Source organism: Photorhabdus bodei, from assembly GCF_003287735.1.
GTDB lineage: Bacteria > Pseudomonadota > Gammaproteobacteria > Enterobacterales > Enterobacteriaceae > Photorhabdus > Photorhabdus kayaii.
Map to the genome: position 1 here is coordinate 28,027 of NZ_NSCM01000021.1, position 13,898 is coordinate 41,924.

The 13,898-nt window shown below is 49.6% G+C and carries 5 protein-coding genes and 1 pseudogene; 1 reads left to right on the forward strand and 5 read right to left on the reverse strand.

Annotated features, from left to right (window positions below; all coding sequences use genetic code 11):
- Nucleotides 1-101: 101 nt before the first annotated feature.
- The 4 genes from mcf to CKY02_RS25760 form a co-directional block, all read right to left on the reverse strand.
- The gene (mcf, locus tag CKY02_RS13140; protein ID WP_112895620.1) at nt 102-9,095 is read right to left on the reverse strand and encodes an insecticidal toxin MCF; all 8,994 of its coding nucleotides are present in this window, start codon (nt 9,093-9,095) and stop codon (nt 102-104) included.
- A 603-nt stretch (nt 9,096-9,698) separates the two neighbouring features.
- Nucleotides 9,699-9,824, reverse strand: coding sequence for a hypothetical protein (locus tag CKY02_RS26305; protein ID WP_274382212.1), 126 nt, complete (start codon nt 9,822-9,824; stop codon nt 9,699-9,701).
- On the reverse strand, nt 9,821-10,747 hold the full coding sequence (gene hemA, locus CKY02_RS13145; protein WP_240002051.1) for a 5-aminolevulinate synthase: 927 nt from the start codon (nt 10,745-10,747) through the stop codon (nt 9,821-9,823). Before hemA ends, CKY02_RS26305 begins: the two co-directional genes overlap by 4 nt.
- Complete coding sequence (locus CKY02_RS25760; RefSeq protein WP_240002052.1) at nt 10,734-11,087, reverse strand: aminotransferase class I/II-fold pyridoxal phosphate-dependent enzyme; 354 nt, start codon at nt 11,085-11,087, stop codon at nt 10,734-10,736. The genes hemA and CKY02_RS25760 overlap by 14 nt, the downstream gene beginning before the upstream one ends.
- A 770-nt stretch (nt 11,088-11,857) precedes the next feature.
- Between CKY02_RS25760 and CKY02_RS13150 the strand changes: the two are divergent.
- Nucleotides 11,858-12,987 (forward strand): annotated as a pseudogene (locus CKY02_RS13150) (MFS transporter).
- A gap of 534 nt (nt 12,988-13,521) precedes the next feature.
- Here the strand turns inward: CKY02_RS13150 and CKY02_RS24640 are convergent.
- The gene (locus tag CKY02_RS24640) at nt 13,522-13,752 is read right to left on the reverse strand and encodes a hypothetical protein (RefSeq protein WP_112895622.1); all 231 of its coding nucleotides are present in this window, start codon (nt 13,750-13,752) and stop codon (nt 13,522-13,524) included.
- Nucleotides 13,753-13,898: the final 146 nt, after the last annotated feature.

A 13,898-nucleotide genomic window follows, 5' to 3' on the forward strand; every position in this document is an offset into this window, starting at 1 on the left:
TGGGTTTGATCATGATCTGCTTCTACTACAGGAGGAATGATTCGACCGGAGCCCGGGGACAGGAAGGGCTTTGCGCCCCTCCTGTGGTTTCTCCTGCTAACTCAAGACAACGGTGGCACCAGCGCCTCCTGCGTAGCCTGACGGTTTTGCGGCAGGTGCTCGCGGGCACCGCCGATATCAGGGAACGAGGCCATAGCCCCGCTCAGCTTCGCTAGGCTCGGCCCCTCCGTGTCCGGGACAGCAGCAACGGAATGAATCGCATGAGGCATGATGACGGGTTGTCTACTGGCCCAAGACAGCTCTACCAGCCCCCCTTTGGTGTAACTCCTCTGAGTAAAGTTCTTGACCAGATGGTCCACTCCCATCACCAGCGAAGAACCTTCCAGTTCGATTTGCAAATGCTGGTGCGTCACCGCCTGGCTACCGAACACCTTGCGCATCACCAAGGTCGTGCCATTGGTCGAGTCAGTCAGCATCAAGTTATCCTCATGGCGGCTCACGAGGATTTTTTCCGCATCAACCACCGGCATGATCAAGCGGTCCAGGGCCTGGCCCGGGTCATCGTTGTCAATGATAACCGTGCGGTAATGCGACCACATCTCTTGGCTGAGGCGGTAGGTATCGTTATCGGCACCGCCATGCAACACCACACTGTCAACACCAGCGATCAGCGGTGGGGTCAAGTCGTCCCAGCGACCATCCGCGCCCCCGCTCCGAATCAACAACGACGAACCAATACGCTCGACACTAGTGTAATGACTCAGCTTCTGCACACCATCGTCCTTGACCCGGTATAACGCCTGGTTCGTTGGGCTATACACATATGCGCCCTTCTTCCCGGTAGCAATTCCGATGAAACGCAGATTGTCTTTAGCCTGGATGCTACCGCAGGAGAACACTTGACCGCTGCCGACATCGAACCAGCCTTGTGTGTCATCGCCTTGCAAGGTCAGCACGCCTTTGGCTCGCCACTGACCAGCGATCTTAGCAAGTGCCTGTGGCAGACGAGCGAAGTTGTCCTGTTGCCAGCCTTTGTCGACGGCGACCAACTGCAATTTACCGTCATTGGTTCGCAATAGGATCTCGCCTTCGACGGTGGTCAGGCGTAGCCCGACATCGACTTGCTCCGCCGCCTTGAAGTGCAGTCCAGACGCCAGCTCACTGGCGGCAGGAAGCTGTGGCGAAACTTCAAGCACCTCGTCGGTACCGAACGCGGCAGCCAGTGCATCGGCAGTCATAGGCGGCTGACGATACAACTTGCCGCTGGCGGGGTCGAACAGTCGCGCACCGGAGCCATCCGCTTCAAAACCCAAGAACTGCAAACGCTTATCTTGCAGGGGGGCCGAAGCCACGACTACCTGACCGTTGTGGTACCACACTGGCAGCAGGCTCTTGCCGTCGGTACCCTTGACCCCGAACACTGCCAGAGTAGCTCTGCCGTCAGCGACGCTAGCCAGGTCCTGCCACCAGTGGGTACGTCCCTTGAGCCAATGCTCATTGACCGCTTCGTAGCTAAACTGCCCCAGTGCATCGAGCCGGGCCACACGCCCATCCTCAGTGATAACAAGCAGGCTGCCGTTCAGATTGACCAGGTTGGCTAACGCTGGAGTACTGATGCGTAATGCTGTGGGATGGCTGGCGTCGAGAACAGCCTGCCCGGGACCTTCCTGTCGGAACAGGGCCTTTTGCTCTTTACTGTAGAAGAAAAACACTTCCTTGTCGCCGGGCTGCGACATGCTCCCCGCTAACACCAGGTCGGCCGGGATCGGCCAGGCACTGCGGGTTTGCTCGTACTCTTTAAAGTGCGGGGTCTGATCTGCCAGTGGCGCCAGATTCGGCTTGATCAGTGTCCCGTCGCCGGGACGTATCCAGTAGCGGTGCGCCACGCCAGCCGCATCCATGCCGAACACCGTGACTAGCGCCGCACTGGTCGGCTGGATCAACCGTGCGCCCAATATATACGTCGGAGTCTCACGCTGTATGCTTTTGCTCTCGTAGTAGCCCTTGAGTATAGTCTTGAGCTCATCACTATGCTGGCTGGTACGTGCTAAAAGCTGGAGCAGCGCATCATCACCCACCGCACTGACCAACTCCATTCGATCATCGAGGATCCGATAGCACAGCTCAGCTTCCTTCTCTAGTTCAGCCTCCTTCTCTTTCAGTCGATAACGGCGTGCCAGGTAGACCGCATCCCCCTCTTGCCATAGCCGACTGATCTGGCCCGCACTCTGGTTGAACCAAGGCTCAAACTGCGCGTCGACCTGTCCAGTGGCGATGTCTACCCGCCACGCCGCCGCGTTGTCGGCATCGTAAAAATAGGCATGGTCACCCATCACCGCACCCAATTGGGCATGTCTGGTCTGTTCGTGGGTGGCGTTGGTGAACAACATCCGCTCCTTGCCTACATCGTAAAACGCTCGACCAACATCTCGCCCATTGTGGCTGTAGTTCTCCACCACTACGTACTGCCCGTGCAACTGATGCGCTTTGGCCAGATCACTCAGGTGCTGCTCAATTTGCTGGCCGGGCACCTGCCACTTACTCGCATCTTCGCTTACCACCTGAGTTGTCAGGCCGGCAAAGTCAACTTCGCGCACCTCTCCCTTGCCGTTGACCACCAATACCTGCCCGTTCTGGGTCGGATCGCGTTCGACTACCACCCCGCCGACCACCAGTTGGTTCTTCGACACGCTGATACTGTCACTGGCGAGCTGACTGCTATCGATGATCCAGCGCGACAATGCACTCGCACTATCGCTCGTGAGCTTAACTTGGGTGCCTTCGTTGAGGCCGATCAGGTACTCGCCACCCGCTCCTTTGATCTCGTAGCGCAAAAAGCCGTGTAGCTCTTTGGGTAGCTCGGGCACCACCAGTTGCCGGTTGCGCTGATCGAGTATCACCTCGATTGGGGTGTCGACGTACTCATGATGAATCCTGCGGATTGTCTCCTCACCCGGAAAGATATAAAAGTCGTAGTCAAACCGCTTGTCTTCCTCTAGCCTGCGTATCACGTCGAAACCAGCATCATGGCGTGTGGTGGCACCAGGGAGCAGCATGTATTCGTAGCTGATGTAAGACTTAGGTGTGCCCGGCAGGATCACGACATTGCTGTCGCCGTGTTCAAGAGGCCGGGAGATATCCTTGTAACCAATACCGCTACGCACTTCGATAGCCTGACCACGATCATGGACCATTCGCGGAAAGTCACCGGCCCAGAAGAAGTAATTGATTTTCCCCGAACCGGTAGAGCCCGAATGGGTACGGTAGATGTACTGGCTGTCGAAGCTAATCTGGTTCCTGCGCAAATCAAGGCTCTTGACCACCGCCCCGGCAAGAGGCACCAGCACCTTTTTCTCGTTGTCATATCGATAGCCGTTACCTTTGTACGCCTTGTTGACCGTATCAAAGTAACGACCTACCGCCTTGGCATCCTCGGCGACCGCACCAAAGGCTTGAGCCAATGCCGTAAAGCCCACTGCGAGTCCGCCAAGGATCACGCTGGCTCCACCGAGTACAGCCCCGGCCGTCGAAGCACCGACCAAACCAGCCCCCATCCCGGCGGTACCAGTGACGAAGCTCGCCGAGTCGAACGCTAACTGGGTACCGAACACCGCCTTCTGCACATCGTTCTCAGCGTAGGCCAATTCATAAGCATCCAGACCGACCATAGCTCCGCCAAACAACACGCCGACACCTTCGTTGACGGTGTGGCCCAGGTTCGAAGCAAAGTCCTTTAACGAGGTTTCGGCGGCCACCACTTCACCGCGCAGCGCCGTACGCACCAACTCGGTGACCTTGACTATATCCTGTACACCACCGTGAGCCATCTGGACCAAGTTGAGGTAGCTGTGGACCTTGAGCGCGGTGGCCAGATCAGGCGAAGTCACCCCGCTTGCCGCATCGTGGCGGTTCTTGTCGGCAAACCACTGGATCAGTGTCTGAACCGCAAACCCGGCGTTCAGCCCATCCACCGGAGCGGCCTCGCCAACTCCGCCGCGAGGCCGTATCCGGCCGTGCTCCAGGGTAAAGTGATCGTTCAATACACCCATGTGCTCATCGACGAAACGCCGGAATTCGACAAAGGTGCTATCGTTGGTGCTCAACCAGCGGGTCTGCTCGGGTTGGTCACGGTTAATGAACTGGACCCGGTAGCGACCTTCCCCCTGGTCTTCCGTCGTAGCGATAATCGGTAGCCAGCGGCTGTCCAGTTGGTGCTCTCGCGCCAGCCGGGTGCTGGCGACTTCGAACCGTGCGCCCCATTGCTCGGCATCAAAGGTCTTCAGTGCAGGGCTCAGTCGCAAGTCTTCCGTGACCCGCTCTTGTACACTCACCACCTGCTCGACCTGGCGCCGTTGCCCGATGACACTGGACAGTTCCTCGAATCGGGTCAGGTCAGACACGTTTAGGCCATTACCCACTGGTACCTCAGCCATCTTACCGGTATCGATCTCAATCAGGTTGAAGGCTGGTGCCGATTTGCTGCCGAACGAGCCATAGTGCGCGGCCAGCCCGCGCACCACCAAATGCTGCTCCATAGCCCTGGACAGACTCTTGGTGTTGTTGAAGGCAAAGATCCCAACATTCGGGTCATAGAAGTAGTAGCGACGGCCTTCGGCCGTGACAGTGCTCCCTACCATCATCGAGTGATTCTGGGTATTGAGTGCAAACATCGAGGTGCTGGTTGCTGCGGCCAGTCGCGACACCACCTCGGACAAATTGAACTGGCCCAGCTCCGTGGAAGCCTGAACGGCCTCAACATTGTAGTGCAGACTGATCAGGCTATTCTTGAGCAGCGTGGAGCTGCCCGCCTGCGGGTCAGCGGAGGCGAAGAACAGCTTTTGTACCAGGCTATTGATGCCAGCCTCTCCATCACCCGCCAATGCCACAGCCATGGTCCTGACCAAAGGGTAGCAACGGCCACCGGTTCGGTCACCGACCAGCGACAGATAAAAGTCCTGTGGTACTAAGCGGTCGAAGACACTGCCGGCGTCATGGAAGTCCTCACTGAACATTGCGGTCTGTCGCAGTACCTTGTCGATGTACTCGGCTTGGCTGATTTCGGTGATGCGACCGCTCAAGGCCCCCCGTTGCTCATGGGTAAGTTTTCCTTCAAGAAACAGGCGTTTCATCTCCAGAACCGACATTTTGTCATCCACTCCGGGGATCTTGATCTCCCGGAAGTTACGCAAACCATCATTGAACCCGCTATCCTGTGCCCCGCGCTGATAGGCCTCGGAGGCCGCGTAACGTTCTCCCACGCTGCTAGTGCGCTCCTCGCCTTGAATGGCCGTATCGTCAATCCGTACCACCGCAACGCTGCCGTCCTTAGCTTTGATCTGCTGCCAGAGCCAAGTCTTTTCGACAGAACTGGCTTCACGCAATACTGGATCGTACTGCGCTCTGTAGTAGTCCTGTGTAAGATTGAGTTGCTTGATCTGCTGGTCGATCAAGGCCGTATCACTTGAGGTACGTCGTGCTTCCTGGAGCTGGTAGCGTTTGTCCGCCACTTGGTCAATGTTGGCTTTGACCTTGGCCTGAACCGCTTCGCGCAACCGGGTCCATGCAGCAATCGCCGGATGCTCAGGAGAAAACGCCCCCTCTGTGTAGACGCCGTCGGTAACTCCTTCGACCGACACCCCAAACTGCGTCGCCACCGTCTTCAGTTGTTGGTGAACCTGCTCGCGGTAAGTGTCGAATTCGGCCTGGTTGCGCTCTACCACTTGGCTGCCGGCGACCTGAATCGAGAGTGGCTCCACACCACCACGCAGCTTCGGCCAGACCATCTGTCCATCTCGTTGATATTCCTGGCGCTGGAGCACCAGTTGCCACTCGCCATTGACGTACTGCATGTACGCCGCAGCAAGGCCCTCAGTGGTACCGGATACCTGGTAATCCTTGTAGTCGACCGCCATCACCACATTGTCATACAGCAGCGAGCTGTTGAATCGGCCATCGTGGTAAACCCGGTAGGTATTGGCATCGAGGCTGGTCACCACCAACGAGCCGCCCGATAGTGTCCCGGTGAACAGAAAACTCCCTGCGACCGCATGCTTGGGAATGTCCACATAGGCGGGTACCGCATTGGCCTGGTTCGGGCCATTGTAGCCGAGGAAGTACGCCGGCACGCTGATTGAGGATATGCTATTGGCGTTTTGTTCAGTGTATTCGAGCTCGTATAAGCCTGACCCGACCTTCACCAACTGGGCTCTCCCCTCTGCCGGGAGGCGCCCCAACCTGACCAGCACCTCAGCACTGATGGTGTGGGTTTTGGCAAACAGTACAGGATCAGTGGCAAACTGATGGATATCGGCACTACCTTGTCGGGGCTCAAATCCATCACCTACAGACACCAGCCCAGCCTTGAGTTTGAGATCCTTCACCGCCGGCCCCAGCAGCGCCGAGCTTGGACCTATGCGGGTAAAACGCGGTGGATGGAATTCGTCAGCCGCTGGCAAGCCCTGATTAATGATCGGCAAGACCCGCGCCATCACTCCATCATACAGTTTACCCTCCAACTCTCTCTTGCTGCCTTCGGCGCGGTACTTGTCGAACATCTGCAACATATCCTTGCCGATACTGTCCGCACCCTCCGGTTCGTAACGCGCAGCGACATAGAGGGTTTCAAAGAACGAGTGATAGCCGTTACGGATCATGAATGCCGCATTGGCCATCTGGAATTGCCAATACTGCTTGACGCTCAACGCACCACCGAACAATTCCGGCAAGACATTACTGACGGTCTGGGTGGTCCCGGAAATCCCCCCCACGAACGGGGTGTCCAGGTCATTCATGTAGCGTGTGGCGTCATTCTTCTGGTCCGGACGGAACTGGTTGTAGCTGCGGTACTTATCGTCCTTGATCAGGTACGAATCCTCGTGATACGTCTGCTCCTCAGGGCTGGTATTGAGGATCAGATACGGATCGGGCTGATTCAACCGGTTATTGATCATGACCTTGCCGTCACCCAGCGCAGCGTGAGGATTGATCGGGACCGCAGCCTTGGAAAAGCTATCGGCTACCGGACGCAAAGCATGGAACAAGACCTGTTTGCGCAAGCTCCTGCCCTCATTGCTCAACAGCGCCGCCTCAACCGCCGGGCGCAGTTGCGCATCAGCGTTCTCAAGGCCCTGGGGACCAGTCAGTAGCAGGGTGAGCAGTTTGTCGTCCAGCGAGTGCTCAACCGCAGTTTGATCGAAAACATGTGCTTTCGGATTGCTTGGATGCTGTGCCGCATTGGCGCTATCGACTCGCTGGGTTTCCGCTTCGATGGCCCGAATGCGCCATTGTTCGTACAACGGTGCCAATAGCCCCTTGGCCTGGGCAATATCACTTTGCACATAGCCATTTTGCAAGACCTTAACCATAGCCGGGTTCTTCACCAGTCTCGTCGCCAGCCCGAACAACAGCGGGTCATTATCGCCGCTTCGCCAGACCGAAGCGGCGAACGCCTGTTCCCACAGCACTTTGTTTAGGTTATTACCCTTGATATCGCGCATGTTGTTATGGAAGTACTCCGGCGCCAACACCCCTGCGGGGGTGATGTGGTTACGCTCGAGCAAACGTACCAGCTGCTGCTCGAACACCTTGCGATCTTCGCTGCCTTTAAACAGACGACTGGCCTTCGTACCGCCTTCACGCAGTTGCTCCAGCTTCTCGAAAAATGCGGCGTTGTATTGATACAGTATGTCGGTCTGCGCCTTGCTCAAGTGACTGCTGCTGACCTTGTTGTCGTCAACGCTCATCACCCCAAAGGGCGTCGCGGGTAGGTAACCGTTGCCCTGGGGCATTTCCAACAAGTACTGACGACTGGCAAAACCGACCGAACGTTCCAGCTCATGGATATTAACGAAAAGCCCGTCACGGTCCGGGTGGTAACCGTTCTGGCGAAACCCCTCCAGGCCGATAGTCTGGAAGCTAGCGATATCAGCATTCTGGTTGATCAGGTCACTCAAGGCGCTTGCCAATGGTACCTCACGGGTGATGGTGGTATTCGAAACCTGGCCGGACACCTGAATCCCGACCTGGTTCGGCACCTTGCGGTCAACGCTGGTCAGCAGCATTTTGCGACCATTACCCAGCAACTGCGCCTTGAAGCCTTCACGCAAGGTGCTTTCCGAAACTAGGTAGTTGGCGAAGTACTTCTCGACGAATTCGGTTTTGACCAGCACCGAGCGAATTGGTGTATAGGTCGGCGAGCGAAAGGATGGCGGCTCACTCTTGAGCCGGTATTGTTGTTGCCAGGCTAGGGAGCGGGCTGCAGTACCGAAGGAGAAGTTGAATACCCTGTCCGCCGACACAACTAATCTACCGTTCTCCAGGAAGAAATCTTTGAAGCGGCCATCGGTGCTGGCATTAACTAGTGCGACGTTCATGCGGATGTAGCCAGGGCGCTCCTCCATCATCAGCAACGAAATATTTACCGGCAGATCATCGGAGGCCGGAGGCACCGTGGTCAGCCCGCCGAAAACTGCAGCCTCTTCCGTAGAGGATGCTTTGAGTAAGGCGTTGTAGCGGGCATTGACCTCCTTGTAGGCCTGTAGTTTGGAAAACAGCGTCACGTATTTTGGGCTGAACGTGGAGGCAGCCACCTGTATAGTCAGTTGTTGTTCCAGACGTTTGATCTCGGTATCCAGCTTAGCCTGCTTGCCCGCCGCGTCCTCCCTCAGGGTCGTCGTCTTCAAGGTCTTAGAGCCGCCAGGATTGAGCATGGTCAAAGCTTTACGCCAAGTGCTGTCAAAGTGCGTTATGGCGGTCTGCTGTCGGCTGTATAGCAGGATGTCGCGGTCCAGTTGCTGCTTATAGGCGTTGATCGCCGGTGTGCCGGGCACATCGTTCATCTGCTGCCGTCTTTGCTGCAATGTCTGCAACTGGTCGCCAACAGAAACGGGGTTGTCCTGCATCTGAAAATGCTGGGCAGCCAGCACACTCAGCGTACTCTGCTGCATTTCCTGTAACCGCTCGTCTACCTGCCTGATGTAGTCGGCACGCTCATCAGGACTCATGTTAAACCATTCGGTCTGACGACTTGCTGCTTCAATCTGTCCATCGATCAGGGTATTGAGCAGGTTCGTGAAGTCTTTGGATATATAAGCCATTGCAATGATCCTTGCCTGTTTTTAAGCGAAACCCTTCGCGCTGCGAAAAGCTGTTTGTCGTTTGTCGATACAGATTTGACATTCTCCCCGACCTAAAGACCATAACTGTAGGTACGAACGTATTCAGTTACCGCGGGGGTTCCCACACATACGGTCGAGTCAAAGGCAGATGTCATTTTGCATTCCTTTATTTAGGTGATAGTTACATATTATTGTTATTTATATTAGTGAATATTAGATAGTCAACATTTATTTGCTCTATAGTTGTAGTCATAATTATTTCGTTTATATTTCAGATCACATGAATGATAAAATTTCAATATAATTAACTTTTTATATATTTAAATATATATTATTTATAATTTTAATTATTTATTCATAAAATTATTTATATTTGAAAATATTTTTTAATAATATTGTTACGTTTTTTATAAGACGTTGAATAAATAATAACGAATCTTAGGAAGGTTATTTATTAGTGAATTGTTGTATCTGATTTTTGAGTTAGAGCGCGATATTTAAAAGTTCTACTGCAACTGTCAAGCGACCCCAATTAATATACCCTATGGATTTCAAGATGCATCGCGACGGCAAGGGAGAGAATCAGCTAACTATGTGACCGGGGTGAGCGAGTGCAGCCAACAAAAAGGCAACTTGAAAGATAACGGGTATATTCTCTTCATCTTTCAAGTTATATCTTTGTTGGCTACGCTTACTCTTCCCAGTCACATAATTAGTTGTGTGGCTGAGGATTTACTTACCTGCCGCTGCGAAGTAATTTGAAATCTATTGGGCATATCAAATGAAAGAAATACTTCAGTCAACGCATTAGTTAATTGTATAATTTGTTCTTCCGAATGATTAGGAGTAATATTTACCCTAAGTCTCTCAGTTCCAACTGGTACAGTTGGTGAATTAATTGGTTGTAAATAAACATTATGTTTTTCAAGTAACTGATGTGCTACTGCTTTACATTTTATTGCATCTCCAATTAACACAGGTAATATATGTATCTCACTAGAATTCATGATCGGAATTCCTGCTTTATTGAAAGAATCTCTTAGCATTTTAGTTTTTTTATGTAGTTTTTTTCTTTCTGTATCAGAAACTTTCAAGTACTCAACACTTGCATAACATGCCGCCACTATAGCTGGTGGTAATGAAGTCGTAAATATAAACCCTGAAGCAAAAGAACGAATTGTATCAATTATTGGTTCAGAACCAGTAATATACCCGCCAATAATACCAATTCCCTTAGCCATAGTTCCTTGAATAATATCAATTGAACCTGCAATACCTAAGTCAGCAGCAATTCCTGCACCTCTAGGCCCATACATACCAATTGCATGTACTTCATCAAGAAATGTTAAAGCATTATACTTTTTAGCAAGGACTACAATTTCTTTAATTGGCGCAATATCGCCATCCATAGAGTAAATCGATTCAAAAACAATTAATCTTGGTCGTTCATACGGTTGTTCCGCAAGTAACTTTTCTAAATTTTTTGTATCGTTATGTCTAAAAATTGCACGTTCTACCTTCGTACTACATATACCATTAATAATAGAAGCATGATTGAGTTCATCAGAAAAAACTATACAGTTTTCAAATAAACGTAATAAACACTGCAACGTTGCATCATTTGATGCCATATCCTGTTGGAAATACTAGTGCCGATTCTTTATCATGCCATTCAGCTAGCGAAGATTCTAAAACTCCATAATGATAGTGAGTACCCCCGATATTACGAGATCCCCCCGAACCCGCACCAAATAAATCAATCGCACTATGCATAGCTTCAACGACAACTGGATGTTGAGACATTCCTAAGTAATCATTACTACACCAAACAACAACAGACTCACCATTGTTTGAGCTATTTAGTTTAGCTAAAGGATATTGTCCACGAATACGATTTAATGTAACAAACTCACGATATTGTCCACTTTTTTTCAATGCTGCTAGCTTTTTACTAAGTATTTCTATATACATATTGAGCCTCCAATTATGGATTTATACCCGTCATCTTTCAAGTTGCCTCTTTGTTGGCTGCGCTCACTCACCCCGGTCACATAGTTATCTATGCTCCCGGGGATTCGCTCCCTTGCCGTCGCGATCCATCTTGAAATCCATAGGGTATATATCTTTCTATTATGTGAAGTGATACCACTTAATAGTTTGATAGAAATAGTTACTCATTGTTTTGTTACTGAGGTAACATGGCCTAGAGTTTTCTGAACATGAATGGATGGCTAAATTATTAGGTACTCAAATCTATTTTTCGCCCCCTTATTCCCGAGAACTTGGTGTCAATGAAAACACAAATGGATTGATTCGTCAGTATTTTCCAAAGAGAATAAACTTTTCATCAGTGACAGAACAGGAAATAAGATTTATCATGAATAGGCTTAATAATCACCCACGTAAGACATTGAGGTACCCTCCTGATAAATTATTTTATAGTATAAATAAAGTTATTTAACGTTACTATGCGAATGTACACTATATTGATAAAATAATTATTACTCTACTTTAATAACCAAGTGATTATATACCCGTCATCTTTCAAGTTGCCTCTTTGTTGGCTGCACTCACTCACCCCGGTCACATAGTTCTCTATGCTCCCGGGGATTCGCTCCCTTGCCGCCGCGATGCATCTTGAAATCCATAGGGTATAATATAATAAAGTTCATTATTTATAATATTTTCAACTATGTAAAGGTGTAAAAACCATGAAAAATGTCATTTTTTTAGCTATAGGTATGTTTTCATTGGGATTTGATGCTTATATTATCGCCGGACTTGTACCTGGAATTAGCGATAGTTATCAAAAAAGCGCCTCTCAAGTCGGACAAGCCGTAAGTATATTTACCTTATGTTATGCAGTATCTGCTCCATTATTTGCTTCTCTTTTAGCAGGTAAACCTATAAAAAAAGTTCTATTAACTTCTATAGTAATCTTTGGACTTGCAAATGCATTAACAGCCGTCTCTCCAAATTTCTCTATATTTTTGATATCAAGAGCAATTGCTGGTGTTGGTGCTGGTTTATTTTCACCATTAGCTGTAACAGGAGCAACTATGTTAGTACCTGTGGAAAAGAAAGGGAGAGCACTTGGCTTAACAATAGGTGGAATGAGCATGGGAACTGTATTAGGTGTTCCTATAGGCCTTTACATTGCTAACCAATTTAATTGGCAATGTGGTTTGTCGTTCTTCTTAGTTTAATTTCTGCTTTAAGCATTCTTAAATTTCTACCACATGTTCCAGTCACAGCTCCTCCAGCTATAAAAGAAAGAATTGCAATGTTTTTAGATAAAAGAGTAACCATCACTGTCTTAATAACATTCTTTGCAAGTATTGCAAGCTTGGGTTTATATACCTATTTATCTCCATTACTAAAAGACCTTAATAACTCAAATGATTTAACAATATATTTATGGGCTTGGGGATTAGGTGGATTATTTGGTAGTATATCAATTGGGTATTTAATTGACTACTTTAAAAAACCCAAAACTCTAATGGCACTTATTCTAATCATTTTAACATGTTCCGTCGTATGTATTCCAATAATGATTAACCTATCGCTTATAAAATATTTACCGTTTTTCATATGGGGAGCTATGGGATGGGCATCAGGAGCACCTCAGCAACATATTTTATTATCTTATCAGCCTAAACACGGAAGCGCAGCCGTCGCGCTCAATAGTTCGATTAACTATCTAGGAAGCTCGGTAGGAGCTACATTAGGTGGAATAGTTATATCTCTAGGAATGGGTACTATAGCTCTAATTTATTTTGCGGTTCTCTCTATGGTTATTTCATTAGGTTTTCAGTTTTATAGTATGAGAAGCAACGATTTTAAAACAGTTAACACTAAAAAATCTGTATAAAAAAACAACCGGCGCTTTCAGATATAAGATAAATGCCCGGTGGCCTTACCTTATCCCAGCCATCCGGTTCATGCATGCTACAGCTTCCTTTCTTTATTTGGAGCCTAACATCATGAACCGTATCCAATACATGGCCGAACAAAAACAACAGCATATTATCAACTGATGTCGCAGTGACCTGGCCAGAAAACAGTATTGTGAACATCTGAACATCACCAACTGGCATGTTCTACATTTCGTGACCAAATTGCTGACAGCAAAAACATCCCAGATATTATCCAGACACTGCCCATCATATTCCCCATTTCACTCCAACCTACCGAAGAGTTTCCTCAACTTTTTATCCAATAACAATTATCCGCTTTCAGGTAAACCGTCGACATGACACCTAATGACTTAATGATTCAGCCTACACGAGCGATATGACTAATATAACCTACCCAACCTACTATTATTTTACAGGGTATCACCGTTGCCATAGTTGAATTGATAAAAACGCTTAATATTTAACTAACCTTATATACCCTATGGATTTCAAGATGCATCGCGACGGCAAGGGAGTGAATCCCCGGGAGCATAGGTAACTATGTGACCGGGGTGAGCGAGTGCCGCCAACAAAGAGGCAACTTGAAGGATAACGGGTATATCTTGTGATATCCAAGGCAACGATGTGGCCGGGGTGAGTGAGTGCAGCCAACAAAGAGGCAACTTGAAAGATAACGGGTATAGAATTATTAAAATTTGACGATTGAGTATTGAATTCATTAGACACAGATTCCACTTTGTATTTTTTCGAATCGTCTCTTTTAAGTAGAGTGGCAAGACTATTCTTGCCACCTACTAAACTACAATTAGCCAATCATGGGAATATAATAATGTTCTTCATCATCCTAGGTTAATTTAATAATCCC

Bases quoted from the DNA above. Each gene is read 5' to 3' on its own strand.
- mcf (WP_112895620.1), bottom strand. From the start codon at position 9,095: ATGGCTTATATATCCAAAGACTTCACGAACCTGCTCAATACCCTGATC.
- hemA (WP_240002051.1), bottom strand. From the start codon at position 10,747: ATGGCATCAAATGATGCAACGTTGCAGTGTTTATTACGTTTATTTGAA.
- CKY02_RS25760 (WP_240002052.1), bottom strand. From the start codon at position 11,087: ATGTATATAGAAATACTTAGTAAAAAGCTAGCAGCATTGAAAAAAAGT.
- CKY02_RS24640 (WP_112895622.1), bottom strand. From the start codon at position 13,752: ATGAATTCAATACTCAATCGTCAAATTTTAATAATTCTATACCCGTTA.